Raw genomic sequence first — 26,339 nt, 5'->3', positions numbered from 1 at the left:
GAGAATTTATATGAAGCAAAGACTTTATGTCTGGATGGATGATCAAGATCTGGTCGGACAGTTGGATTTCAATGTAGACGGAATGCGACAGAGCTCCGTGTTCACCTATGCGCAGAATTGGATCGATAATCCTGAGGGCTATGACCTCTCTCCTTTCATGCCGCGCAGCCAGATAGTCGCGTCGGCCAGCCTACAAGGAAATTCATCTCCCCTTGTGATGCCGATCGCCGATAGCACCCCTGATTCCTGGGGGCGCGCTATTATGCGTGCAGCGAATGGCGGTCGTGTAATGAATGATTTCGAGTACCTAATTGGGGTCGATGATTTCTTACGTTCGGGGGCACTTCGCTTTTATGAGAGCGATACGCCAGATGCGCTTCCTCTAGCTCAACCTCGGATTGGAGAAAGAGCCTATTCCATACCACGGCTCATTGAACTTGAGACTATGATTCATGAGGCTCGCGCTTTAGAAGCAGATCCGGCTCATTATCGTGAAAACCGTGCAAAGTTGCTTGCCGGACAAATACTGCTTGATGCTGCAGGTTCGTTAGGTGGAGCGCGACCAAAAGTAAATGTTCGTGAAGATGACCAGACTATCTGGATAGCGAAGTTGCCTAAGATGGGCGATGAATACGATATGGCTCGTGCAGAAGTACTTACGCTTCGTCTCGCAGGGGAAATAGGAATGACGGTTTCTGAAGCCAAGCTACTTGTCGTAGCTGGCCAATTTCCTGTGGCCTTAATTAAGCGTTTTGATCGGTCTTATGAAGATCCTAAAAACCCTCGTCGTATTCATTTTATCACGGCTCAGACTTTTATGGGCTTAGCGGGGACTGAGCCATCAAACTATGTCTCTCTAGCAGAGCAGATGCTTATACATGGTGCAGGTGATGATTTGGTCGAACTTTGGACACGAATGGCTTATTCTGTGCTGATTCAGAATACAGACGACCATCTGCGTAATCACGGTTTCATACGAACGGCCAATCGCTGGGCTCTTTCTCCCGCCTATGATATTAATCCCGACCCGTCAATTGGTGGCACCCTAAAGACCGCGATAAGCGAGATCCATGGAAACGAACTCAAAATTTTGGAGGTGTTGGACGCGGCGCAGCTCTTCAACATCAACACAGATGAAGCTCGCGAGGCTCTCAGGGTAATGGCGGAAATTATTATAGATAAATGGCGCCCTCTTGCCTACGAGTTGGGAATGACGTCGAAAGACATCAAGGCGCTTGCACCAGCCTTTGAAAGCCCGCAGGTGAAGGAAGCATTGAGTCTATAATGACCGAATTTCTGCAGCTATATTCAGTTTCGGCACTATCCGGCTATCGTTAGATTGCAGTTTCTACATCAAGGATCTACAGCCGCTTTTTATGACTCACGACAGATCATATATCATGTGTAGTAGAGGTGTGTTTGCCTGCATTGAGCTTAATGGCCGCAAAATTTTGCGTCGAATGAGACAGACTGCAACGACTAACTACTTGTAACGTCTCTGCTGACACCAATAATCAGAAACAACTATCAAAATATGGTATAAGTTATGGTATGATGATATTAAATCCCTATATTTATCTGATTTAAAATAACTTTTTTGTGTTGAATATAATTGAGTGGGAATGATCCCCGGCGTTAGCTGAATGAAACAAAACCCTCTGTTTTTACAGAGGGTTTTTTTCTTTAGACATCCCTTCAATCCCGTCGTCCCAGAAGGTTATCTGGCAGGGTGAGGTTTCCCTGTGAATTCCCCGTTTGCGGTTCCGGCAGATGTTCAGCTGGCCCATTTTTTGCCGCCGCCGTGCGGAGCGCGGAAAGTTTACCCGGCTGTACCGTGCCCGCCCCGCGCACCATCGCCAGCGCCAGTCCGGCAACGATCAACGTTAACCCGGTGGACACCCACATTCCGCCGATAATGCCCAGCCGGTGGTTCAGCCATGCGTAGGCAAAGGGTGAGGCAGCCGCCATCAGTTGCCCGGGGATTAGCAGGATACCGGTGCGGCAGGCATAGCTTTCTGCGCTAAACAGCGCCAGCGGTAGCGTTGCTTTGACAATCGTCACCAGCCCGTTAATCGCGCCATAGCCCAGCACAAACCCGGCTGCGCATCCGGCATAAGCCGTGCTGCTCAATCCAAGGAGAAAACAGAGCGGCATGGCGAGCGCGGTAAAACGCGTCAGCGTGAGTGGGGTGACCCGGGGACCGGCCAGCACTTCCCCCAGCCGGGCGCCGGTCTGGCCGAATCCCCACAGCATACCGACGGCAACCGGCAGACCAAAGTGGCTGATAAACTCCGGCAGATGGGTGGAGGTGCCGTTAGAGATGAAGGTGATCAGCGCAATGAAGATCGCGTAACGCGCCCCGTTACGCCGGTCGCCCTCTGCTGTCGCTTGCGAGGCTGGTGATTTCGCCGGTGAACTGAGCCGCTGGCGAGGCAGTTGATAACTCAGCCATGCGCTCAGCAGGCCAAGCAGCGCATAGATCCGCAGGGCATTCTGCCAGGGCATGATAGTTAATAACACCTCGCCCAGCGGCCAGAAGAGGGCAGAGGCCAAACCGCCAGCGAGAGTGATATGAGAGATAGTTTTCCGCGCCTGCTGACCGTACAGATTCACCACTGCGGCGAACAGCGCATCATACAGCGAGAGCCGCATGCCGATGCCGGTCAGCAGCCAGGCGCCGTACCAGCCGGCCAGCGAAGGGCGCCAGGCCATCATGGCGCAGCTGGCGGCTATCAGTAAGGTTCCGCTGGTGACCACCAGCCTTCCGCCAAAGCGAGCCAGCAGCCTGGCAACGAACGGAGAAACAGCGGCCATCATCAGCATGGCGAGCGTCAGGCCGAGATAGATCTGCGGCAAGGACCATCCTTTGTCGGCGGCGATAGCCCCGGCAAAGGTGCCGGGCATATAAAAAGAGATCCCCCAGTTGATCAGTTGCTGACCACCCGCGGTGAAGGCGAGCCGTCGGGGAATAGCGCGTGTTTCCATGGTTTTCATTCCGTTAAGGCAGTTGTCCTGAGCATACCCGGCAGGCTATTGTTCTGGCAGAGCGGCCACCTTATGTGCGGTATAAGAGAAACTTTGTATGACAACACTGAACCTGGGAAACCTGGCGACCTTCCGGCTGGTCGTACAGCGCGGCAGCTTTTCTGCCGCCGCCGACGCGCTGGGGATCTCCCAACCTGCCGTTAGCCTGCAGGTGCGTCAGCTGGAGCAGTTTTTACAGACCCGTTTGCTGGAGCGTACCGGCCGCGGGATCAAGGCGACGGCGGCGGGAATGGCACTGCTGGCCCACAGCGAGCAGATCGATCGGGCGGTGAATAGCGCAATGCAGTCGGTCAGCGCATTCAGTCAGGAAGTTAATGGGGCGGTAACGCTGGGGACCGGCGCGACGGCCTGCATTCATCTTCTCCCGCCGCTGCTGCAGCATCTTCGTCAGCAGCATCCGCTGTTGACGGTGGGGGTGACCACCGGCAACACGCTGGATATCGTCCGGGCGGTGGAGGAAAATCGCCTCGATCTCGGGCTGGTTACCTTGCCCGTACAGGGACGCAGTCTGGCGGTGACCTCAGTGGTTGACGAGGAGTTCGTGGTTATCCATGCCAGTCACGAGACGGGGACGCTGGCGGATTATACTCCTGCAGAACTGCTGGCGCTGCCGCTCATTGCCTTCGAAGCAGGCAGCGGCACCCGGGATCTGATTGACCGCTGGTTCCGCTCGGCGGGAGTGGCGGTCACGCCGGTGATGCAGTTGGGCAGCATCGAGGCGATTAAACGGATGGTGCGGGCAGGGCTGGGCTACAGCATCGTGCCCCGCATGGCGGTGGAGCAGGAGAAGGATCGCGACGGATTAAGCGTGCACTCGCTGGCGCCGCGGCTATATCGACAGCTGGCGGTAGTCATGCGTCAGGACAAAATTGTGACAAAAGGTATCGCGGAAATGCTGCGCCTGCTGCATGCCGTGCGCTGATAAATCGCCGACGGCAAAATTACCGCATCAAAGACAATACATCAGCAGCGAGCGACTCTGTCTGCGGAGTGTGGCGCTTCCAGTATTAGAATCAAAGGATTACTCGCGAGCGGAGGGCTCGACGGTGAGTGAAGACTCCTGCGACGCTTTTTTATCCTGGTGATGGTACCAGGCGCCGATGGAGGAGTAGACAAAGCGTCCAAAGAAGAAGAGAAAGCTGATAAGCAGTACGATACGGGTCATGCGACGGTTAAATCGATGTCGTTTACGCATACTGGGTGCCTGACTCACAAAAGGTTCCTTGAAGTATACCCGAAGATGGGCGATGGGGGTATTAAGGCACAGGAACGAGGTGGGGTCAATTGATGCAGATGTAAAAGTGCCGCAGTGAAAACATTAATTAATGTTATATAAGATAATCATCGTATTTACATGCTCACTTTATTAGCAATAAAAAGGTAAAAAAATAAGTTTTATTAATGTTAGCGTCAGTATTTGTTGATTTATATCAACAGTCCCATTCTCTTGACCACTAAAATCAGCGAACATTACCGTATCGTTATTACTTATGCGGTCAGCATGGGGTGGTTGGATGCCTGCCTGAATATGCCTCGCAGGAGCAGAGGCTCTCTGTAGAGCACCTATGAATTTATTAAAATATTATCAACAATATCGCGACAAGTGGTGGGCTTTACCGCTTGTTCTGCCCTCGCTGTTATTACCCTTCGCCAGATGGGCGAATACCTACACCATGCTCAATGGCCACATGGTATTCCTTTATTATCTTCCTCTGGCATTAGTACTCAGCCTGATGATGTTTTTCGGTTGGGCGGCGATCCCGGGTATTATTATTGGCCTGCTGCTCACGCTGGCCCGAGGAATGACGCCCGAGCAGGCTATCGGCGTGTTGTTTCATTTTCTCATCCCCTGCGTGCTGTGCTGGGGCGGATATCGCATCTTTGTACCCCGTCGCCAGCAGGTCTCGCACGGTAACGTCAAACTGATGCCGCACCGTCTGTTCTGGCAGATGCTGCTTCCCTCGGTCATTTTTCTTATTCTGTCACAGATCGCTGAGTATCTGGGACTGCATCCACGTACGACGGAGATGACGGGGATTACGCCGTTTAGTTTACGGTCGTTAATCACCTTTCAGGCGTTGATGGTGGGGTGTCTGACGGGCGTGCCGCTGTGTTATTTTCTGCTGCGGATAATTCGGAACCCTTTTCATGTTCGCGGATTTATTTCTCAGGTTCGCTTACAAATTGATCCAAAAATAAAAACAATTGAAATCATTTGCTGGGCGGCGATATTAATCCTGCTGCTGGGGCTATTATTGATGCCGCTTAATGATACCAGCACCATATTTAGTACGAATTATACGTTATCATTACTTATGCCGGTCATGCTCTGGGGAGCCATGCGTTTTGGTTATCGTTTTATCTCGCTGATCTGGACGCCGGTACTGATTGCCGTGATCCATTTTCATTACCGTTACTTACCGGTTTATCCAAGCTATAACACCCAACTGGCGATCACCTCGTCAAGCTATCTGGTCTTCTCGTTTATTGTCGCCTACACGGCGATGCTGGCGACACAGCAGCGGCTGATCTACGCTCGCGTCCGGCAGATGGCTTTCCTCGACCCGGTCGTACATATGCCTAATCTGCGGGCGCTGAGTCGGGCGCTCAACGGCACGAGCTGGTCGACGCTCTGTTTTTTGCGCATTCCTGAGCTGGAACTGCTGGGCCGCCACTACGGCGTATTGTTACGCATTCAGTATAAGCAAATGCTGGCGAACCACCTGAGCGCGTTACTGCAGCCTAACGAAGCGGTGTATCACCTTGCCGGCCATGACTTGGTTTTCCGCCTCAACAGTGAAGGGCATCAGGCGCGTATTCATTTGATCGACCGCTCCCTGCGGCAGTTCCGTTTCTACTGGGACGGGGTTCCCCTCCAGCCGCGGATCGGCATGAGCTATTGCAACGTGCGCTCACCGGTCAAACATCTGTATTTGCTGCTTGGCGAACTAAACACGATTGCCGACATGTCGCTGGCCAGCGGCCATCCGGAGAATATGCAGCGCCGCGGCGCCGGCCATGTTCAACAGGATCTGAAAGATAAAGTGGTGATGATGAATCGCATCCTCAAGGCGCTGGAGCAAGACCACTTCGTCCTGATGGCGCAGCCTATCCAGGGCATCCGCGGCGATAACTACCATGAAGTGTTGCTGAGGATGGAAGGGGAGTCGGGCGAACTGACGGGGCCAAACGCGTTCCTGCCGGTGGCGCACGAGTTTGGCCTCTCCTCTCGTGTGGATCAGTGGGTCATTGAGCACACGCTAGCCTTTATGGATACCCACCGGCGGGCACTGCCCGGTCTGCGGCTGGCGATCAATCTCTCTCCGGTCACGTTGAGCCGCAGCCAGTTTCCTCAGGAAGTTGAAGCGCTGCTGCAGACGTACAACATTGAGCCATGGCAGATTATTTTCGAATTGACCGAGAACTATGCACTCAGTAACCCTGAGCTGGTCTGTCAGACTTTAGAGCATCTGCGGGCGCTGGGCTGCCGGGTGGCGATCGATGATTTTGGTACCGGCTACGCCAGCTACGCCCGGTTAAAAACGATGAACGTCGACATTCTTAAAATCGACGGCAGCTTTATTCGCAATCTGCTTGCCAGCAGTCTCGATTACCAGGTGGTGGATTCTATTTGTCGTCTGGCGCGTATGAAGAACATGCAGGTGGTGGCTGAATATGTCGAGTCGCCGGAGATACGCCAGGCGGTCATCGCGCTGGGGATCGATTATTTGCAGGGCTACGATATCGGCGTACCGGTACCACTGGCGCAGCTGGCGGAAGGGATGACTGCCTGAAGCAGAAAAAAGCCGGGCGCGATGGCCCGGCCTGGGGAATATTCAGGAGCGCGGCTCAGGCGTCTGGCTCTTCTTCTGCAATCTTCAGCAGCCATTCCGGCACACCTTCCCAGTACTGCTGCTCTTTTTCCAGATCCAACAGCACCAGCGCATTCTGGCTAAACCAGTTGTGCGGGAAGGTCAGCGTCCAGTGGTGAGCTTCCGTCTGCAGCCGCAGGGTCGGCGGCGTGGTGGTGGCCTGACGCTGGTTATTCAGCAGCACGCCCAGGCGCAGCAGCTGGATCAGCGGCAGAAACTGCTTTTTCCTGAACAGCGTAAAGCGCGGCAGGTCGTCGAGTTTTATCGCTTTGCGATGATAGCGCACCAGGGTGGCCATCAGCATCTGCTGCTCCTGGTTGAAGCCCGGCAGGTCGCTGTTCTGCAGAATGTAGGCCGAGTGGCGATGCATACCGCTATGGTTGATATTCAGCCCTACCTCATGGAGCATCACCGCCCACTTCAACAGCGCCGCAAGGTGCGGATTTGCCAGCTTGGGGTTCTGTTCCTGCCACTGTTCCAGCATATGGGTGGTGGTTTCCAGCACCCGGCGTGCCTGTTCGCGATCGATATTGTACTGATTCGCCAGACTCTGCGCTGTGCGGCTACGAATATCCTGGTGGCGGAAGCGGCCTTCCATTTCGTACAGCACGCCTTCACGCAGGGCGCCATCGGACAGACGAAGTTCTTTAATGGCTAGCGCGTCAAACACGCCGCACAGAATCGCCAGCCCCGGCGCAAAGACCGCTTTACGATCTTCAGAGAGGCCTGGCAGACTGAGCGCGTCGAAGTTTTTATGCTTCAGCAGCTCACTGACCAGCATTTCGAGGCGTTCCGGCGTAATAAACCCGTCCTTCTCACCCATGGCCACCAACACTTCCTGCGCAGCTTTAATGGTGCCGGAGGCGCCCAGCGCCACGGTCCAGCCCTGAATACGGAACTGCCAGGCCAGGGTTTCCAGTTTTTGTACCGCCGCAAGACGAGCACGCTGGAAATTTTCTTTATTGATTGTCCCGCCAGGGAAGTAGGCTTGCGAGAAGCTCACGCAGCCCATGCGACGGCTTTCCACCAGGCGGGGCTCAAAATCTTCACCGATGACCAGCTCGGTCGAACCGCCGCCGATATCAATCACCAGCTTACGACCGCGCTCCGGCTGCGTATGCTCAACGCCCATAAAAATCAGGCGCGCTTCTTCATTGCCGGAGATGATCTCGATCGGGTAGGGGATCACTTTTTCCGCGCGTTTAAGAAACTCTGCCGCGTTGGTCGCCTGACGCAGCGTATGCGTCCCGACGATGCAGACGCTGGAAGGGGAGAACCCTTGCAGACGTTCAGCAAACAGCGACAGGCAGTTCAGCCCGCGGGTCATCGCTTCTTCGCTCAACACCGAGTTTTCATCAAGGCCATCGGCCAGATGCACGCGCTGTTTCAGGCGTCCAATGATCTGCATGGCGCCATCGACGACACGGGCGATCACCATATGAAAACTGTTCGAACCAAGGTCGACCGCAGCGAATTCCTGCGGCCGAGGGGTTATTTCGTTTATTGGCATAGGTTAGTCGGGTTGTTCGAGTGATTTGAGATAATCGTAAATCGCCATCTGTGCACGCACTTTACGGCGATTGCCGCGCGGCACATAGCGATTACTCAGTTCTTTATCAAGATAGCGCGCTTTTACCGTATCGTTGAACAAGATATCAAAAATATCCAGCACTCGCTGTTTCAGACGCGGGTCGAGCAGCGGGGCGGCAACTTCAATACGGTAATCGATGTTACGCGTCATCCAGTCGGCAGAGGAGAGCCAGACCTGTTTATCGCCACCGTTTTCAAAACAGTAGACCCGGTCGTGCTCGAGGAAACGGTCAACGATGCTAATGACGCGGATATTATCGCTGATGCCTTCCAGTCCAGGGATCAGCGAGCACATGCCGCGGATCAACAGATTGACCGGCACGCCGGAGCTGGAGGCGGCGTACAGTCTGTCCACCAGCCCTTTATCCACCAGGTTGTTCAGCTTCAGCGTAATCCCGGAGGGTTGCCCGTTCTGCGCATTGGCGATCTCGCGATCGATCATCTCATACAGCAGACGGCGCGAGTTCTGCGGCGACACCAGCAGGTAATCGAAGCTGACCGGGCGGTAGGGGTTTTCAATAAAGTTAAACACGCGGCGGACTTCATTGGTAATGCGCGCATCGGCGGTTAACAGCGAATAGTCGGTGTAGATCCGCGCTGTCTTCTCGTTAAAGTTACCGGTACCGATATGGGCGTAGCGCACCACCTCATCGCCTTCTTTACGCGAGATAAGGAACAGCTTGGCGTGGATCTTCAGACCCGGCGCGGAGAAGATCACGTGGACCCCCGCTTCCGTCAGGCGTTTCGCCCAGTGAATGTTAGCCTCTTCATCGAAGCGTGCCTGCAGCTCCACCACCACGGTGACTTTTTTACCGTTATGGGCGGCGTGGATCATCGCGTCAATGATGCGCGAATCTTTGGCTACACGGTAGATGTTGATTTTGATCGCCAGTACGCTGGGGTCGAACGAGGCCTGACGCAGCAGCTCCAGCACATGCTCAAAAGTGTGATAGGGATAGTAGAGCAGGACGTCGCGTTCGCGGATGGCGTCGAAGCCGTTGCGGAATTTATCAAACCACAGATGACGCAGGCGCGGCATAGGCTTATTGACCAGATTAGCCTTACCCACATTCGGGAAGCCGATAAAGTCTTTAAAGTTGTGGTAGCGGCCGCCCGGCAGCATCGAGTCGTAGTTTGAGATGGAGAGCTTATCGCGCAGCATTTCGACCATCGCGTCCGGCATATCGCGCTGGTAGACGAAGCGAACCGGCTCGGCGGTTAAGCGCTGCTTGAGGCTGGAAGACATCAGCTCCATCAGGCTCGACTCCATCTCATGCACCAGATCGTACTCGGCGTCACGGGTCATTTTCATCGAGTAGGCGTTCAGCGCATCGTAATCAAAGAAGCCTTTAAATATATCATCCAGGCAGTAGCGTAGGATGTTATCCAAGAGGATCATTGGTTTACGGCGGCGAGGCGCTTCCGGCGGCAGGTTTACGAAGCGCGGCACTTTGTCTGACGGAATTTCCAGCAGGGCATAGTTGATGTTTTCCCCGCGGATAATCTCCACCGCCAGATAGGTGTAATCATCTTTCAGGAACTGCACGAGGTCCGTTTCACGGTTAATCAGGATCGGCGAGATATGCTGACGCAAATACTGTTTGAAGTAGTTGCGCAGCCAGGCCTGCTGATTGACGGACAGCTGGCGCTCGTTGATGAGGAAGATCTGATTGCGCGCCATCTCCAGCAGCAGTTCGTTATACAGACTATCGAATTCCTGATCGGCCTTCAGAACGCGGGCCTGGATTTTGCCTAACAGGTGGCGAGAATGGGCGGTACTGCCTTGTTCTTCACTGATAATAATCCGGCGCTTAAGCTCAGCGAAGCGCACTTTGTAAAACTCATCAAGGTTGTTGGAGTAGATCCCTAAGAAGCGCATGCGCTCAATCAGCGGGTTACTTTTGTCCGCCGCTTCCTGCAGCACGCGTTCGTTAAAAGACAACCAGCTGAGTTCTTTTTCGATGTATAGCTTTTCCTGGCCCATTACCGCTCACACTCCGTTTTACTCACAGGACGTAGACTATTATGACGAATTTTTCTGCATAGCGATTTACTGTGTCACAACAATATGACAGTAAGAAGAAATATTTCTGTGAGATGATTGATTAATAAACAATTTTAATTAAAAAAAAGCCCCGCGACAGGAAAAGGCGGGGCTGTTGTTCATTCTTCAGCGGCATAGCCCTGGGGCGGAAGTTGTCGTTCATCCAGCCAGGCGTGGTTGCCTGCCATGCGCAGACGCCCATCGACGAACCAGCTGATGACCAGCGGATAAATGGCATGTTCCTGGGCCTGAACCCGCGCCGTCACCTCATCTTCGCTGTCGCCAGCGAAGACCGGCACCTTGGCTTGCAGGATAACCGGACCGCCGTCCAGCTCATCAGTGACGAAGTGCACCGAGGTCCCATGTTCCTCATCACCGTTTTCCAGCACCTGACGATGAGTATGCAGGCCAGGATACTTCGGCAGTAACGAAGGATGGATGTTCAGCAGACGTCCCTGATAATGGCTGACGAACGCCGGGCTCAGGATACGCATATAGCCCGCCAGCACTACCAAATCCGGGGCGTAGGCGTCGATTTCATGCATCAGCTGACGATCGAATGCTTCCCGGTCAGCAAACTGACTTTGCGCCAGCGCGTGGGCCGGGATGCCGGCCGCGCGCGCGCGTTCAAGGCCAAACGCATCAGCCTTGTTACTGAATACCGCCCGCAGGGTGCCGTTTATCTGTTTCCGGCCGCAGGCGTCGATGATCGCCTGCAAATTGCTGCCGCTACCGGAAATCAGCACCACGATGTTTTTCATGCAATGACCACACGCTGTTCGGAATCGGAAGCTTTGATATACCCGATTTTCCACGCGTTTTCACCTTTCTCGTTCAGCAGGGCAATGGCCTTGTCTGCTTCTGCAGCCGGCAGGGCGATAACCATCCCCACGCCGCAGTTAAAGGTACGGTACATTTCATGCTGGCTGACGTTACCGGCGGTTTGCAGCCAGTTGAAGACGGACGGCCACTGCCAGGAGGACTCATCAATGATCGCCTGGGTGTTATCCGGCAGCACGCGCGGAATATTTTCCCAGAAACCGCCGCCGGTCAGGTGGGCGATAGCGTGGACGTCAACGCTGGCGATCAGATCGAGCACCGATTTCACATAGATGCGGGTTGGCGCCAGCAGATGGTCGGCCAGCGCTTTGCCGTCAAGGTCGGTGGTCTGCGGGTCAACGCCGCTAACCTCAATGATCTTACGCACCAGTGAATAGCCGTTAGAGTGCGGGCCGCTGGACGCCAGCGCCACCAGCACGTCGCCGTCGGCCACTTTGCTGCCGTCGATGATTTCTGATTTTTCCACCACCCCGACGCAGAAACCCGCTACGTCGTAATCTTCACCGTGATACATCCCCGGCATTTCTGCGGTTTCACCGCCCACCAGCGCGCAACCGGACTGCAGGCAGCCTTCGGCGATGCCGTTAATGACGCTGGCCGCGGTATCGACGTCCAGTTTACCGGTCGCGTAATAATCCAGGAAAAACAGCGGCTCAGCACCCTGAACCACCAGGTCGTTCACGCACATGGCGACCAGGTCGATGCCGATGGTGTCGTGACGCTTCAGATCCATTGCCAGACGCAGCTTGGTACCGACACCGTCGGTGCCGGAGACCAGTACCGGCTCGCGGTATTTCTGCGGCAGTGCGCACAGCGCGCCGAATCCGCCCAGTCCCCCCATCACTTCCGGGCGACGGGTTTTCTTCACCACGCCCTTAATACGGTCGACGAGAGCGTTGCCTGCATCAATATCCACGCCGGCATCTTTATAGCTGAGAGAGGTTTTGTCGGTCACTGCGAAGTCTCCACGCGTTTGCGGTAAGCAAGAAAAATCGGCGCAATTCTAACAGGGAAAGCAAACGTTTGCGAGCCTGCTTTACAGTCGGCGTGAAACAGCGGATAGATGGTCAAATTTGATACTGCTCACGAAAATGAAACCGGGTACAGTCTTGTGCTTGCCTCAGCCTTAAGGAATCCTCATCATAAGACTGAAACCGGTTTCTGTGTTGGTTTGCCACGCATTTTGCCAGTGATTGACGCTGGTCAGGAGAGGGATGAATGAAAATTGCGGCATTTGATATCGGTGGCACCGCATTAAAGATGGGCGTGATGACCCGCGATGGCAGGCTACTGGAAAGCGCGAAGCAGTCGATCAATGACAGCGATGGCGATCATATCTTACAGGCAATGCTGTCATGGCTGGCGGCCCATCCGTCGTGTGAAGGGGTCGCCATCAGCGCGCCAGGCTATGTTGATCCGCACAGCGGCTTTATCACCATGGGCGGCGCTATTCGTCGATTTGATAACTTCGCCATGAAAGCATGGCTTGAAGCCCGGACCGGACTGCCGGTCTCAGTTGAAAATGATGCCAACTGTGTGCTGCTGGCAGAGCGCTGGCAGGGCAAAGCGGCGGAAATGGCCAATTTTCTGGTACTCACCATTGGCACCGGCATTGGTGGGGCGATTTATTGCCATCATCAGTTGGTTCACGGGGCGCGTTTTCGCGCCGGTGAGTTCGGCTACATGCTCACTGACCGTCCCGGCGGGCGCGATCCTCGTCGCTATTCGATGAATGAGAACTGCACCCTGCGAGTGCTACGCCATCGCTATGCGGAACATATCGCTGCGCCGCTGGAGAGCGTGACAGGCGAAATGATTTTTGACCGCTATGACGCTGGCGACCCGGTTTGTCAGCGTCTGGTCGCTGAGTTCTTCAATGGCCTGGGTCATGGCCTTTATAACCTCGTCAATATCTTCGATCCGCAGGCCATCTTTATCGGCGGCGGCATTGTGGAACGTCCAGGATTTCTGGCTCTGCTGCGCCAGCATCTGGCCTGGTTTGGCATTGCCGACTATCTCGATACCGTCAGTCACGGCAACGATGCCGGCCTGATTGGCGCGGTTTACCATTTCAATCAGCACTATCGTTCGCCTGGCGACGATCGACATTAGGGAGAGACTATGTCCGGATTTAAAGCAGGTTTTCTGTGGGGCGGCGCGGTCGCCGCGCATCAGTTAGAGGGCGGCTGGCAGGAGGGCGGCAAGGGGATCAGCGTGGCGGACGTGATGACCGCCGGTGCCCACGGCGTGCCGCGTGAAATTACCGACGGCGTGGTGGCGGGGAAAAATTACCCGAACCATGAGGCGATCGATTTTTATCATCGCTATCCGGAGGACCTGGCGCTGTTTGCCGAGATGGGCTTCAAATGTTTTCGCACCTCGATTGCCTGGACGCGTATTTTCCCGCAGGGCGATGAGCTGGAGCCCAACGAGGCTGGCCTGCAGTTTTACGATGATCTGTTCGACGAATGCCTGAAGCACGGCATTGAGCCCGTGATTACGCTGTCGCATTTTGAAATGCCTTATCACCTGGTCACCGAGTATGGCGGCTGGCGCAACCGGAAGCTGATCGACTTTTTCGTGCGCTTTGCCAGGGTCGTCTTCACCCGCTATCAACATAAAGTGAAGTACTGGATGACCTTTAACGAGATCAACAACCAGGCCAACTTCCATGAGGACTTTGCCCCCTTCACCAACTCCGGTTTGAAATATTTGCCGGATGAAGACCGGGAACCGGTGATGTACCAGGCCGCGCACTATGAGCTGGTGGCCAGCGCCCTGGCGGTGAAAGCGGCGCGCGAGATCAACCCTGCACTGCAGATTGGCTGCATGATCGCTATGTGCCCCATCTATCCGCTGACCTGCGCCCCGGACGATATGATGATGGCGATGAACGCCATGCACCGCCGTTACTGGTTTACCGACGTCCACGTGCGCGGCCGCTATCCGCAGCATCTGCTCAACTATTTTGCCCGCCGCGGCTTTACCCTGGATATCACCGAAGCCGATCGTCAGGCGTTAACTGAGGGCTGTGTCGACTACATTGGCTTTAGCTACTATATGTCGTTCGCCACCAAAGCCACCGAAGATAATCCCTTGCTCGACTATGATGAAACTACCAGCCTGGTCTCCAACCCGTACGTCAAAAAGTCGGACTGGGGCTGGCAGATTGACCCGGTTGGCCTGCGCTATTCGCTGAACTGGTTCTGGGATCACTACCAGTTGCCGCTGTTTATTGTCGAAAATGGTTTTGGCGCGATCGATGTCCGTGAAGCAGACGGCAGCGTCAATGACCAGTATCGTATCGATTATCTCTCCGCCCATATCGCGGAGATGAAAAAGGCGGTGGTCGAGGATGGCGTTGATCTGATGGGCTACACCCCGTGGGGCTGTATCGATCTGGTTTCCGCCGGCACAGGGGAAATGAAAAAACGCTACGGCTTCATTTATGTCGATAAAGATAATGAAGGCAATGGCTCGCTGGCTCGCAGCCGGAAAAAGTCCTTTGCCTGGTATCAACAGGTGATTGCCAGCAACGGGGAGAACCTGTCGTAGTCGGGTGGCGCTAACGCTTAACCGACCTACAATACACGTAGGCCCGCGTAAGCGTATGGACTGCACCCCGCACCCAAGCCGGAGCCTTGCCTCCGGTTTTTTTGTCTCTAAATCACTTTGCTTGATATACGTCAAGCAAGATGGGTATGGCACAATCCGCAAAAAGCGGTATAATCCCGCGATTTTTTTTGTGGCCGCCCCTCAGAGGAGAAAGAGAATGAAGATTGTGGAAGTCAAACACCCACTCGTCAAACACAAGCTGGGCCTGATGCGCGAGCACGACATCAGCACCAAACGCTTCCGTGAACTCGCCTCAGAAGTGGGCAGCTTACTGACTTATGAAGCCACCGCCGATCTGGCGACCGAGAAAGTGACCATCGAAGGCTGGAATGGCCCGGTGGAAGTTGAGCAGATCAAGGGCAAGAAAATTACCGTTGTGCCTATCCTCCGCGCAGGCCTTGGCATGATGGAAGGGGTACTGGAGCACGTCCCCAGCGCGCGTATCAGCGTGGTGGGTATCTATCGTAATGAAGAGACTCTCGAGCCGGTACCTTACTTCCAGAAGCTGGTGTCCAACATTGATGAGCGTATGGCGCTGGTGGTTGATCCGATGCTGGCCACCGGTGGGTCGATGATCGCCACTATCGATCTGCTGAAAAACGCCGGCTGCACCAGCATCAAGGTGCTGGTACTGGTGGCGGCGCCGGAAGGGATTGCCGCGCTGGAGAAAGCGCACCCGGACGTTGAGCTGTACACCGCCTCTGTCGATAAGGGACTGAATGAACACGGGTATATCATTCCCGGTCTCGGCGATGCCGGCGACAAGATCTTTGGTACGAAATAATCGAATAACGATAAATAAGCCGACTTTGAAAGTCGGCTTTTTTTTGAATAAAACACACATAACTAACCATCTCAGAGGAAAACACTATGACGCGCCGTGCTATCGGGGTGAGTGAAAGACCGCCGCTTTTACAGACTATCCCGCTTAGTTTGCAGCACCTGTTTGCTATGTTTGGCGCAACGGTGCTGGTGCCAATCCTGTTCCACATCAACCCGGCCACCGTCCTGCTGTTTAACGGTATTGGTACGCTGTTGTACCTCTTTATCTGTAAAGGCAAAATCCCGGCGTATCTGGGATCGAGTTTCGCCTTTATTTCTCCAGTACTGCTGCTGTTGCCGCTGGGCTACGAAGTGGCGCTGGGTGGTTTTATTATGTGCGGCGTGCTGTTCTGCCTCGTCTCCTTTATTGTCAAAAAAGCCGGTACCGGCTGGCTGGATGTGATGTTCCCGCCGGCGGCGATGGGCGCCATCGTGGCGGTTATCGGCCTCGAACTGGCGGGTGTGGCGGCTAATATGGCCGGGCTGCTGCCAGCCGACGGTCAAGCCCCCGACAGCAAAACCATTATTATTTCGATGGTAACGCTGGCGGTGACGGTATTTGGTTCTGTGCTGTTCCGCGGCTTCCTGGCGATTATTCCAATCCTGATTGGTGTGCTGGTGGGCTATGCGTTGTCGTTTGTGATGGGCGTGGTCGATACCACCCCGATCGCCGAGGCGCACTGGTTCGCGCTGCCGACCTTCTACACGCCGCGCTTTGAGTGGTTTGCTATCTTCACCATTCTGCCCGCCGCGCTGGTGGTGATTGCTGAGCACGTCGGGCACCTGGTGGTGACCGCCAATATCGTTAAGCGCGATCTGATCCGCGACCCGGGTCTGCATCGTTCGATGTTTGCCAACGGCCTGTCGACGATCATCTCCGGCTTCTTCGGTTCGACGCCCAACACCACCTACGGTGAAAATATCGGCGTGATGGCGATTACCCGGGTTTACAGTACCTGGGTTATTGGCGGCGCGGCGATCATTGCGATTCTGCTCTCCTGCGTCGGCAAACTGGCGGCGGCTATCCAAATCATTCCGGTACCGGTGATGGGGGGCGTTTCGCTACTGCTGTACGGGGTGATCGGCGCCTCGGGGATCCGCGTACTGATTGAATCGAAGGTGGATTACAGTAAAGCGCAGAATCTGATCCTCACCTCCGTGATCCTGATCATCGGCGTCAGCGGCGCTAAAGTACACATTGGCGCCGCCGAGCTGAAAGGGATGGCGCTGGCGACCATCGTGGGCATCGCGCTGAGCCTGATTTTCAAGCTTATCAGCGTCCTGCGTCCGGAAGAGGTGGTCCTCGACGCGGTGGATAGCGAAGAGGTTAAATAACGATCTCCTGACCGGGCGGCGATCCCGCCCGGTTCTCTCCTGACCTAAATCTGTGGTAAACTCTCCGCGTTTTTCTGTAAGCCTATGTTGAGGTCCATCTGAACGCACCGGCACAGCTCTCTTTGCCACTGTATCTTCCTGACGACGAAACCTTCGCAAGTTTCTGGCCGGGTGATAATCCTTCCCTACTTGCTGCCCTCCAGAACGTACTGCGCCAGGAACACAGCGGGTACATTTATATCTGGTCACGTGAAGGGGCAGGTCGCAGCCACCTGTTACACGCCGCCTGCGCCGAGCTTTCCCAGCGCGGGGATGCGGTGGGCTACGTGCCGCTGGATAAACGGACGTGGTTTGTGCCCGAGGTACTGGAGGGGATGGAACAGCTGGCGCTGGTCTGCATTGATAATATTGAATGCGTCGCCGGGGATGAGCCCTGGGAAATGGCCATCTTTAATCTCTACAACCGGATCCTGGAATCAGGCAAAACCCGACTGCTGATCACCGGCGATCGGCCGCCGCGGCAGCTGAATCTTGGTCTGCCGGACCTCGCCTCACGGCTGGACTGGGGGCAGATCTATAAGCTGCAGCCGCTGTCGGATGAAGACAAACTGCAGGCGCTGCAGCTACGCGCCAGACTGCGCGGCTTCGAGATGCCGGAAGACGTGTGCCGCTTCCTGCTGAAGCGGCTGGATCGCGAGATGCGCTCGCTGTTTATGACCCTCGATCAGCTGGATCACGCCTCGATTACCGCCCAGCGCAAGCTGACGATCCCCTTCGTGAAAGAGATCCTTAAGCTCTAGTCCGCCAGTGGGGCCAGCTCCTGCTCCGTCAGTCCGGTCAGATGAGCGACCAGATCGCGCGCCAGGCCACTGTGTAGCATGGCGGCGGCGATACGCTGTGCCTCTTCTTTCCGGCCTTCCTGTCGCCCCTGCGCCAGTCCCCGCTCCAGTCCCTGTTGCTCGAGATATTCCGCAATCGTCATCAACGTCTCCTTATGCTGCGGCGTACGTAACGCCAGTTCGCGTATGAACTTGATCGGCTCGCGCGTATTGCCTGCCTGCACCAGATAGTGCATCAGGGCTTGTACCTGCGATTGTGTCGCCAGTCCAGTCAATAATAATTCGCTCAGCTTGTCGAGGAGCTGCGCCAGATCGCGTTGTCGAATATGTTTTTGCAGTAACTCCAGCGTTGCCATGCGCTGGTGGGTGGCAATGTCGTCATCCGGAATGACGGTAATGTCCGCCAGCGGAAACGCTTCGTGATAAAGACGGCTGGCCAGTTCCGGGGCGGCGAATTCATCGAGCCAGCGTAGAGAGTATGGGTAGGGGCTGGCCAGACCGTGGTAGAAGAGGACAGGGATCACCAGCGGTAGTTGATCGTGACCGGCATCGAGATGACGCTGCATGGCGGCGATGGCATAGCGCATCAGACGAAAGGCCATATGCCGGTCGGGCGTGCTCTGGTGTTCGATAAGCGCATAAATATAACCGTCTCCCGCCGTGGTTTTCAGGGAATACAAAATGTCGGCATAAAAGGGGCGCAGATCGTCTTCGACAAAATGCCCCGACTCGAGATGCAGCGTACGCAGATCGCATACTTTAAGCAGCGTTTCGGGCAGATACAGTTGCAGGAAATCGCGGGCGGTATCGGGATGGGAGAGGTAGGTTTTAAACACCGCGTCATGGGGCGTGGAGGTCGGTTTTTTCATGTTCATCCGTCCAGTGGATTGAGCGATAGATGAACAGTAGCATCGTCCGGCGGGCGGGAGGGATTGGCGTGGAAGATCTGGAATCGGCCACGTAAAAAAAAGCGCCGCGAAAGCGCGGCGCAGGTGGGTTAGCTTACGATCTCAAGGACCTGCTCCGGCGGGCGGCCAATACGCGCCTGGCCGCGGCTGACGACGATAGGGCGTTCAATGAGCTTAGGATTGTCGACCATCGCCTGAATCAGCGCCGCGTCGCTAAGCGCCTGGTCGGCAAGATTGAGCGATTTGTACAGATCCTCCTTCTGGCGCATGAGCTCGCGGGGGCTCTCCATACCCAGCAGCTGCAGCAGCTCACGCAGCGTATCGGCATCCGGCGGTGTGTCGAGATAAAGCACCACCTGTGGATCGATGCCGCGGCTCTGCAGCAGGCTCAGCGTTTCGCGGCTCTTCGAGCAGCGTGGGTTATGGTAAATTGTTACCGCGTCGGTCATGGGGTCTCCTTACATTTTTTGATAGGGGCGGAAGCGGGCCTGCAGATCGCGTAGCTGGTCGATACGGGCATCGTAACGCGCCTGCTGCAGGCTACCAAGTTTCACCTGCGAGCTGGCGCTGCTGAGCAGGGAAATCGCCTGTTCCAGCTGACCGACCAGCGCCATGCTTTCTGCCCGCGCCGCCAGCTCCTGGTCGCGATTGCCCAGCGCACCTTCCGCCTGGGCCAGCAGATCCCAGCCGTTGCCATCCTCTTTATTGGTAAAGGTATACCGGTTCAGAATGGTCGCCGCTTCCCCGGGCTGTCCGCCCTGCAGCAAGGCGTTGGCCAGGTTCAGCTGCAGTACCGGATTGGTGCGCAGCTCGCGGGCGTTTTTAAGGCGATTGATGGCGTCGCTGGTTTTCTTCTGCCCGAGGTCGATATCCGTGGCCAGGTCGAGATACCAGGCATTTTGCGGGTCGGCGCTGAGCAGCGGCTGCAGCGTTTTGCGTGCCTGGTCAAAGTTGTTGCTTTCCATCGCCAGCAGAGCGCGACCATACTGGGCGGCATGCTGTTGGCGAATATTGCCCTTATCCCAGGCGTTCAGCAGATCGGTGCCCAGCTTGTTGTCGCCGTTGGTGTACATCCCGAGGGTACGCGCCTTCGCCAGATAGAAGTCCGCTGAGGACTGTACCACCACCGGGCGCATCTGGTTGGCGCGGTTACGGGCATCGGCCAGTCGGCTTTCCGGCAGGGGGTGGGTGAGCAGCATTTCCGGCGGTCGCGTCGAGTAGCGCGACTCGTCAAGCAGTTTACCCATAAACATCGGCATAGCCTGTGGGTCGAATCCCGAGCGTTGCAGAACCTGAATGCCAATCCGGTCGGCCTCTTCTTCGTTCTGGCGGGTGAAGCTGATCATGCCCTGTTGGGTACCGGCCAGCGTCCCGGTCAGCGCCGCCATCCCGGCCTGCGGGCTGGCCATCGCCAGCAGAATCGAACCCAGGGCACCGACCCAGGTCAGCGGCGCATTGCGCTTCTGATCTTCCATCGCGCGGGCGAGATGCCGCTGCGTAACGTGGGAGATTTCGTGCGCCATGACAGAGGCCAGTTCGCTCTCATTATCAGAGTAGCGGAACAGGGCGGAGTGGAGGACCACGTTGCCGCCAAAGAAGGCGAAGGCGTTGATTTGGTCGTTATTAATCAAATAGAAATGGAACGGGGTGCGCACTGAGTTGGCGTGTGCCACCAGACGCATGCCCAGCCCGTTGATATATTGTACCAGCAGGGGATCGTTAATCAGCGGCGCACTGCCGCGCAGCTGGCGCACATAGTAATCCCCCATCTGCATTTCCTGACCAATCGACAGCGTGCTTCCTGCAGAGGTCCCCATGTCCGGCAGCGTATCTGCGGAGTCAGCAAAAGCAGGGCCTATCGAACCCAGCGTCAGCGAGGCGATGACGGTCGCCACCAGCGTTTTCTTCAACTGCCTGAACATAACCTCTGTCCTGTAATGTGGGTGTGCCAGTTTGACCGATTGTGCGACGCAATGTTCCCTGGCCGCATCCCAGCGAGTTTAGCTGGCGTTGGCCGCCTTGAAAATATGATCTTCACGGCGGAGAACGGTTTGTCTGCGGCGCATCAAAAAGCGAAGTCTTTTTTGTGACATTTCGATACAATTCCCCGGATTGTCGCCGCTTGGCCCTTCAGGGAAGGTTTTATGCTTGAGATGTTAATGCAGTGGTACCGCCGTCGATTCAGCGACCCTGAGGCGATAGCGCTGCTGGTTATTTTGCTTGCCGGTTTCGGCATCATGTTCTTTTTCAGCGGTCTGTTAGCGCCGTTACTGGTGGCTATCGTACTGGCCTATCTGCTGGAGTGGCCGACGGTTCGTCTGGAACGGATTGGCCTGTCGCGCACCTGGGCCACCTCGCTGGTGCTGATCCTCTTTGTGGGCATCCTGCTATTGCTGGCCTTTGTGGTGATGCCGGTGGCCTGGCAGCAGGGGATCTATCTCATCCGCGATATGCCGGGTATGCTCAACAAACTCTCTGATTTTGCCGCTACGCTGCCGCGGCGCTATCCGGCGTTAATGGATGCCGGCATCATCGATGCGATGGCGGAAAATATGCGCAATCGGATGTTGACGGTGGGCGACTCGGTAGTGAAGTACTCTCTGGCCTCGCTGGTGGGGCTGCTTACCCTGGCGGTCTATTTGGTGCTGGTGCCGCTGATGGTTTTCTTCCTGTTGAAGGATAAAGAGCAGATGCTCAACGCGGTGCGCCGCGTACTGCCGCGTAATCGTGGCCTTGCCGGGCAGGTCTGGAAGGAGATGAATCAGCAGATCACCAACTACATTCGCGGCAAGGTGCTGGAGATGATTGTCGTCAGCGTCGCCACCTGGATCGGCTTTATTCTCTTTGGCCTCAACTACTCGCTGCTGCTGGCGGTGCTGGTGGGCTTCTCGGTGCTGATCCCCTATATCGGCGCGTTTGTGGTGACCATTCCGGTGGTGGGGGTGGCGCTGTTTCAGTTTGGCGCTGGCACCGAGTTCTGGAGCCTGTTCGCGGTCTATCTGATTATTCAGGGGCTGGACGGCAACCTGTTGGTCCCAGTGCTGTTCTCGGAAGCGGTCAATTTACACCCGCTGGTGATTATCCTGTCGGTGGTGATCTTTGGCGGGCTGTGGGGGTTCTGGGGCGTCTTCTTCGCCATTCCGCTGGCCACGCTGATTAAAGCGGTAGTGCATGCCTGGCCGGATGGCCTGGTGGTTGACGACGACTGACGTGTTCGGGATAAAAAAGACGCCGGGTGAGGATCTCCTCCCCCGGCGTCTTGCTCTGCATCAGGTGTTTTCTTTCAGCCAGTTCAGCACCACGTCGTGGTGATTGCTGGTCTTGAAGTCATCAAAGACGTGTTCGATTTTGCCATCGGCATCGACGAGGAAACTAATACGGTGAATACCGTCGTAGGTTTTCCCCATGAAGGATTTTTCGCCCCAGACGCCAAACTGCTCGCAAACCTGATGGTTTTCATCAGACAGCAGCGTGAAGTTCAGCAGTTCTTTCTCGGCGAAACGGGAGAGCTTTTCCGGTTTATCGGTGCTGATGCCCAGCACTTCTACACCGGCTTTCTTCAGGTCGTCCATATTATCGCGCAAGCCGCACGCCTGGACGGTGCAGCCCGGGGTCATGGCTTTCGGGTAAAAATAAACCAGGACACGTTGTCCCTGGAAGTCGGTTAAATTTACTTCCTCGCCGTCCTGGTCCGGTAAGCTAAATTTCGGTGCGATATCACCGGCTTTCAGTGGGGTCATGGGTTAAACTCCATCCTGTTCATCATGCTGTGAATAATTAACGATGTTAATACTGCCTTGTGCGTTCAGTTCTGTACATAGGGCTTTGAACGCTTGTTCGATATTTGCTGCATTTTGCGTCGCAGGACTGTGGGCAGTTATCTGGATAAAAAGCTGCGCGGAATCGCCGTCTCCCGGCTGAGTGCGGGACACCAGTTCCGCAATATTCATATTCCAGGTATCGCACAGGGCAGTGAAGCGCTCGATGATATGCGGTGAGTCCGGCACCTCAACCTGGACCCAAACGGTGTTTGGCATGGCCTGCGGCGGGCGCGCAGTGGTGCGTTTCATCACGATCAACAATTCCAGCTCCGCACCTTTCAGCGGCAGGGTTGATTCGATCAGGTTAATCGCATTCCACGACCCGGAAAGCAGCATGATAAACGTAAACTCATCACCGAGCATGGCCAGCCGGCTGTCTTCGATATTACAACCGCAGCTGCTGACGTGGCGAGTGATCGTATTCACGATGCCGGGACGGTCAGCCCCCAGGGCGGTAATAACCAGATAGTGTTGTAATGAGGCTGTCAAACCTGTTCTTCCTTTAAAAAGGTGAGGTAACATTAGGAAAGCATAAAAAAAACCGCCATACAACATCCCTGATGGCGTCGGGTCTCTTGCTTTTATTGCAGCTCCAAACGTAACATTGAGAATCTTGTCGCACTTCTGCTCTGAGGATGGCCCATGTTCACGGGAAGTATTGTAGCGCTTGTCACGCCGATGGATGAAAACGGTAATGTCTGCCGGACAAGCCTGAAAAAACTGATTGATTACCATGTCGCCAACGGAACCTCGGCGATCGTTTCGGTAGGGACTACCGGTGAATCCGCAACGCTGAGCCATGAAGAGCATGGCGACGTAGTGATGATGACGCTGGAACTGGCCGACGGGCGTATTCCAGTTATCGCTGGCACGGGAGCCAATGCAACCGCAGAGGCGATTAGCCTGACCAAACGTTTTAACGACAGCGGTGTTGTCGGCTGCCTGACGGTCACTCCTTATTATAACCGCCCGACCCAGGAAGGCCTGTTCCAGCACTTTAAAGCTATCGCTGAACATACTGACCTGCCGCAAATTCTGTATAATGTGCCGTCCCGTACCGGTTGCGATATGCTGCCGGAAACCGTTGGCCGTCTGGCGGAAATTAAAAATATTGTCGGTATTAAGGAAGCTACAGGGAACTTAAGTCGCGTTCACCAGATCAAAGAGCTGGTTTCAGACGACTTTATTCTGCTGAGCGGTGACGATGCGACCGGTATGGACTTCATGCAGCTCGGCGGCGTGGGCGTGATTTCCGTCACCGCCAACGTGGCGGCGCGCGAAATGGCCGACATGTGCCGTCTGGCGCTGGCGGGTCAATTTGCCGAAGCGCGTGCGATTAATCAGCGTCTGATGCCACTGCATACAAAATTATTTGTCGAACCCAATCCTATCCCGGTGAAATGGGGATGCAAGGCGTTGGGTCTTGTGGCGACCGATACGCTGCGCTTGCCGATGACGCCCATCACCGACCATGGTCGTGAAGCCGTCACCGCCGCGCTGAAGCATGCCGGTTTGCTGTAAAGTTTAGGGAGATTTGATGGCTTACTCAGTACAGAAGTCGCGCCTGGCGAAGGTTGCGGGTGTTTCGCTGGTTCTACTCCTCGCGGCCTGTAGTTCCGACTCGCGCTATAAGCGTCAGGTGAGCGGTGATGAGGCCTATTTACAGGCGTCACCGTTGAGCGAACTTCACGCGCCGGCGGGGATGATCCTGCCGATTCAGGTGGGCGATTACAACATTCCGGTGGCCAACAGCACCGGCGCGGTGGGCAAAGCGCTGGACATTCGCCCGCCGGCGCAGCCGCTGGCGTTGGTCAGCGGTGCGCGGACCCAGTTTAATGGCGATACCGCGACGCTGATGGTTGAGAACGGCCGCAGCGGCTCGCTGTGGGCGCAGGTCACCAGTATCCTTCAGTCGAAGAACTACGTTATCGCGAAACGCGATGATGCGAGCCAGACGCTGAACACCGACTGGGTTGAGTGGAACCGCCTTGATGAAGATCAGCAGTATCGCGGTCGTTATCAAATCTCCGTCAAACCGCAGGGCTATCAGCAAGCGGTGGTCGTTAAGCTGGTGAATCTGGAGCAGGCGGGTAAACCGGTTGCCGATCCGGCGTCACTGCAGCGCTACAGCACCGCCATGCTGAACGTCATTTCGGAAGGCCTTGATGCGAGCGCCACCAGCGCCCAGAACGCGGCCCAGCGCAGTGCTGGCGCCACCTTCGACGTGCAGAGCGCTGCCGATGACACCGGCCTGCCGATGCTTGTCGTTCGCGCGCCGTTTAATATGGTGTGGCAACGTCTGCCGGGCGCCCTCGAGAAAGTGGGAATGAAAGTGACCGACAGCACGCGCTCTCAGGGCAGCATGGCGCTGACCTACAAGCCGCTGTCTGACAGCAGCTGGCAGGAGCTGGGCGCACGTGACCCGCAGCTGGCCTCCGGTGACTACAAACTGCAGGTCGGTGACCTCGATAACCGCAGTAGCCTGCAGTTCATCGACCCGAAAGGTCACACCCTGACGCAGTCGCAAAATGACGCCCTGGTAGCCGTATTCCAGGCCGCATTTAACAAGTAATCAAAAGGGCTGGAGCAATCCGGCCCTTTTTCATGTATAGTGACGCAAACGTGTGCGTAGCCGCATAATCCTGTAAATCGCCGAGTTAAGGCCGCTCCAGTCGCCTGACTGCAGTTCGCCTCGCAAGCGTTTAGCCTCTGCTCTGAGGCTCGATGTAGGATGTTATGTAAAACCGACACGTCATTTTTTGGCTCAATATCACTGGAGTAGTGAAAGATGAAAAAGCAAGCTGAGTTGTATCGTGGTAAGGCGAAGACAGTATACAGCACCGATAATCCGGACCTGCTGGTACTGGAATTCCGTAACGATACGTCAGCAGGTGATGGCGCGCGCATCGAGCAGTTCGATCGTAAAGGCATGGTGAATAACAAGTTCAACCATTTCATTATGAGCAAACTGGCAGAAGCGGGCATCCCTACCCAGATGGAAGCGCTGCTTTCCGATACCGAATGTCTGGTGAAAAAACTGGATATGGTGCCGGTAGAGTGCGTGGTGCGTAACCGTGCGGCAGGCTCGCTGGTAAAACGTTTAGGCATTGAAGAAGGTATCGAGCTGAACCCGCCGCTGTTCGACCTGTTCCTGAAAAACGATGCTATGCACGATCCGATGGTCAACGACTCCTACTGCGAAACCTTCGGCTGGGTGAGCAAAGAGAATCTGGCGCGGATGCGCGAGCTGACCTACAAAGCCAACGACGTGCTGAAAAAGCTGTTCGATGACGCCGGTCTGATTCTGGTGGACTTTAAGCTGGAGTTTGGTCTGTTCAAAGGCGAAGTGGTGCTGGGCGACGAGTTTTCGCCGGACGGCAGCCGCCTGTGGGATAAAAATACCCTCGATAAAATGGACAAAGACCGCTTCCGCCAGAGCCTGGGCGGCCTGATCGAAGCCTACGAAGAAGTGGCTCACCGCCTGGGCGTTAAGCTCGACTAACCCGCTCGCCGCCAGAAGATGGCCTCATCTTCTGGCGTCTCTTGCTGTTTCCTGTGGTAATCCTGCGCTGAACCGCCTACGATCTCTGCTATTGATACATAACAGG

General features: G+C 55.6%; 23 protein-coding genes and 1 pseudogene. 13 read left to right on the top strand and 11 right to left on the bottom strand.

Annotation, left to right across the window (positions count from 1 at the left end):
• Positions 1-10 precede the first annotated feature (10 nt).
• The gene (locus tag SPE70_RS19580; RefSeq protein ID WP_064144472.1) at positions 11-1,285 is read left to right on the top strand and encodes a type II toxin-antitoxin system HipA family toxin; all 1,275 of its coding nucleotides are present in this window, start codon (positions 11-13) and stop codon (positions 1,283-1,285) included.
• Between the two features lie 410 nt (positions 1,286-1,695).
• Here SPE70_RS19580 and SPE70_RS19575 read toward each other — a convergent pair whose 3' ends face one another.
• On the bottom strand, positions 1,696-2,985 hold the full coding sequence (locus SPE70_RS19575) for an MFS transporter (RefSeq protein ID WP_101825807.1): 1,290 nt from the start codon (positions 2,983-2,985) through the stop codon (positions 1,696-1,698).
• A gap of 72 nt (positions 2,986-3,057) precedes the next feature.
• Here SPE70_RS19575 and SPE70_RS19570 point away from each other — a divergent pair.
• Positions 3,058-3,967: pseudogene (locus SPE70_RS19570) on the top strand (LysR family transcriptional regulator).
• A 99-nt stretch (positions 3,968-4,066) separates the two neighbouring features.
• Here SPE70_RS19570 and SPE70_RS19565 read toward each other — a convergent pair.
• Positions 4,067-4,240, bottom strand: coding sequence for a YfgG family protein (locus SPE70_RS19565; protein WP_012967451.1), 174 nt, complete (start codon positions 4,238-4,240; stop codon positions 4,067-4,069).
• Between the two features lie 370 nt (positions 4,241-4,610).
• Here SPE70_RS19565 and SPE70_RS19560 point away from each other — a divergent pair, with 370 nt between their 5' ends.
• Positions 4,611-6,839: a sensor domain-containing phosphodiesterase gene (locus SPE70_RS19560; RefSeq protein ID WP_008803822.1), complete on the top strand. Its 2,229-nt coding sequence runs from the start codon at positions 4,611-4,613 to the stop codon at positions 6,837-6,839.
• 55 nt (positions 6,840-6,894) lie between these two features.
• Here SPE70_RS19560 and ppx read toward each other — a convergent pair whose 3' ends face one another.
• From ppx to purM, 4 genes are all read right to left on the bottom strand, one after another.
• On the bottom strand, positions 6,895-8,427 hold the full coding sequence (gene ppx, locus SPE70_RS19555; RefSeq protein WP_008803823.1) for an exopolyphosphatase: 1,533 nt from the start codon (positions 8,425-8,427) through the stop codon (positions 6,895-6,897).
• A 3-nt stretch (positions 8,428-8,430) separates the two neighbouring features.
• Positions 8,431-10,491, bottom strand: coding sequence for a polyphosphate kinase 1 (gene ppk1, locus SPE70_RS19550; RefSeq protein ID WP_004890441.1), 2,061 nt, complete (start codon positions 10,489-10,491; stop codon positions 8,431-8,433).
• A 179-nt stretch (positions 10,492-10,670) separates the two neighbouring features.
• A complete protein-coding gene (purN, locus tag SPE70_RS19545; RefSeq protein WP_012540904.1) occupies positions 10,671-11,312 on the bottom strand; it encodes a phosphoribosylglycinamide formyltransferase in 642 nt (213 codons plus the stop codon).
• Positions 11,309-12,346: a phosphoribosylformylglycinamidine cyclo-ligase gene (purM, locus tag SPE70_RS19540; protein WP_064170359.1), complete on the bottom strand. Its 1,038-nt coding sequence runs from the start codon at positions 12,344-12,346 to the stop codon at positions 11,309-11,311. Before purM ends, purN begins: the two co-directional genes overlap by 4 nt.
• Positions 12,347-12,609: 263 nt before the next feature.
• Here purM and bglK point away from each other — a divergent pair, with 263 nt between their 5' ends.
• The 5 genes from bglK (at position 12,610) to SPE70_RS19515 (ending at position 17,963) form a co-directional block, all read left to right on the top strand.
• Positions 12,610-13,503, top strand: a complete 894-nt coding sequence (gene bglK, locus SPE70_RS19535) for a beta-glucoside kinase BglK (protein ID WP_008803826.1) — start codon at positions 12,610-12,612, stop codon at positions 13,501-13,503.
• A 9-nt stretch (positions 13,504-13,512) separates the two neighbouring features.
• Positions 13,513-14,946, top strand: coding sequence for a 6-phospho-beta-glucosidase (locus SPE70_RS19530; RefSeq protein WP_023340606.1), 1,434 nt, complete (start codon positions 13,513-13,515; stop codon positions 14,944-14,946).
• A 217-nt stretch (positions 14,947-15,163) separates the two neighbouring features.
• Entirely contained in the window at positions 15,164-15,790 is a 627-nt protein-coding gene (gene upp / locus SPE70_RS19525; RefSeq protein WP_004201927.1) for a uracil phosphoribosyltransferase, read from the top strand.
• Positions 15,791-15,876: 86 nt separating this feature from the next.
• Entirely contained in the window at positions 15,877-17,163 is a 1,287-nt protein-coding gene (gene uraA / locus SPE70_RS19520) for a uracil permease (protein ID WP_008803828.1), read from the top strand.
• Between the two features lie 98 nt (positions 17,164-17,261).
• Positions 17,262-17,963, top strand: coding sequence for a DnaA inactivator Hda (locus SPE70_RS19515; protein ID WP_020947395.1), 702 nt, complete (start codon positions 17,262-17,264; stop codon positions 17,961-17,963).
• Here SPE70_RS19515 and SPE70_RS19510 read toward each other — a convergent pair.
• The 3 genes from SPE70_RS19510 to bepA form a co-directional block, all read right to left on the bottom strand.
• Positions 17,960-18,871 carry an Rpn family recombination-promoting nuclease/putative transposase gene (locus SPE70_RS19510; protein ID WP_012967455.1) on the bottom strand — a complete coding sequence of 304 codons (912 nt, stop codon included), beginning with the start codon at positions 18,869-18,871 and terminating at the stop codon, positions 17,960-17,962. The two genes, SPE70_RS19515 and SPE70_RS19510, sit on opposite strands and share 4 nt — an antisense overlap.
• A gap of 128 nt (positions 18,872-18,999) precedes the next feature.
• On the bottom strand, positions 19,000-19,359 hold the full coding sequence (gene arsC, locus SPE70_RS19505) for an arsenate reductase (glutaredoxin) (protein WP_008803830.1): 360 nt from the start codon (positions 19,357-19,359) through the stop codon (positions 19,000-19,002).
• Positions 19,360-19,368: 9 nt separating this feature from the next.
• Positions 19,369-20,832 (bottom strand): beta-barrel assembly-enhancing protease, encoded by a 1,464-nt coding sequence (bepA, locus tag SPE70_RS19500; RefSeq protein WP_008803831.1) that lies wholly within the window; start codon positions 20,830-20,832, stop codon positions 19,369-19,371.
• A 51-nt stretch (positions 20,833-20,883) separates the two neighbouring features.
• Between bepA and SPE70_RS19495 the strand changes: the two genes are divergently transcribed.
• Together SPE70_RS19495 and SPE70_RS19490 are read left to right on the top strand one after the other, a co-directional pair.
• The gene (locus SPE70_RS19495; protein ID WP_012540910.1) at positions 20,884-21,000 is read left to right on the top strand and encodes a hypothetical protein; all 117 of its coding nucleotides are present in this window, start codon (positions 20,884-20,886) and stop codon (positions 20,998-21,000) included.
• A gap of 54 nt (positions 21,001-21,054) precedes the next feature.
• Complete coding sequence (locus SPE70_RS19490) at positions 21,055-22,119, top strand: AI-2E family transporter (protein ID WP_012540911.1); 1,065 nt, start codon at positions 21,055-21,057, stop codon at positions 22,117-22,119.
• A 60-nt stretch (positions 22,120-22,179) separates the two neighbouring features.
• Here SPE70_RS19490 and bcp read toward each other — a convergent pair whose 3' ends face one another.
• Together bcp and SPE70_RS19480 are read right to left on the bottom strand one after the other, a co-directional pair.
• Positions 22,180-22,650: a thioredoxin-dependent thiol peroxidase gene (gene bcp / locus SPE70_RS19485; protein ID WP_136047281.1), complete on the bottom strand. Its 471-nt coding sequence runs from the start codon at positions 22,648-22,650 to the stop codon at positions 22,180-22,182.
• Positions 22,651-22,653: 3 nt separating this feature from the next.
• Positions 22,654-23,220: a glycine cleavage system transcriptional repressor gene (locus tag SPE70_RS19480; RefSeq protein ID WP_002913804.1), complete on the bottom strand. Its 567-nt coding sequence runs from the start codon at positions 23,218-23,220 to the stop codon at positions 22,654-22,656.
• Positions 23,221-23,373: 153 nt separating this feature from the next.
• Here SPE70_RS19480 and dapA point away from each other — a divergent pair, with 153 nt between their 5' ends.
• The 3 genes from dapA to purC all read left to right on the top strand — a co-directional run bounded on the left by dapA (position 23,374) and on the right by purC (position 26,233).
• Entirely contained in the window at positions 23,374-24,252 is an 879-nt protein-coding gene (gene dapA, locus SPE70_RS19475) for a 4-hydroxy-tetrahydrodipicolinate synthase (protein WP_002913803.1), read from the top strand.
• 16 nt (positions 24,253-24,268) lie between these two features.
• On the top strand, positions 24,269-25,303 hold the full coding sequence (bamC, locus tag SPE70_RS19470; protein ID WP_008803834.1) for an outer membrane protein assembly factor BamC: 1,035 nt from the start codon (positions 24,269-24,271) through the stop codon (positions 25,301-25,303).
• A gap of 216 nt (positions 25,304-25,519) precedes the next feature.
• Positions 25,520-26,233, top strand: coding sequence for a phosphoribosylaminoimidazolesuccinocarboxamide synthase (gene purC / locus SPE70_RS19465; RefSeq protein WP_002913801.1), 714 nt, complete (start codon positions 25,520-25,522; stop codon positions 26,231-26,233).
• Positions 26,234-26,339 lie beyond the last annotated feature (106 nt).

Source organism: Klebsiella sp. ZJOU C1 (genome assembly GCF_035620215.1).
Taxonomy (GTDB): domain Bacteria; phylum Pseudomonadota; class Gammaproteobacteria; order Enterobacterales; family Enterobacteriaceae; genus Klebsiella; species Klebsiella variicola.
The sequence above is the reverse complement of the archived record's forward strand: the minus strand, read 5'-3'. Positions and strand labels throughout refer to the sequence as shown.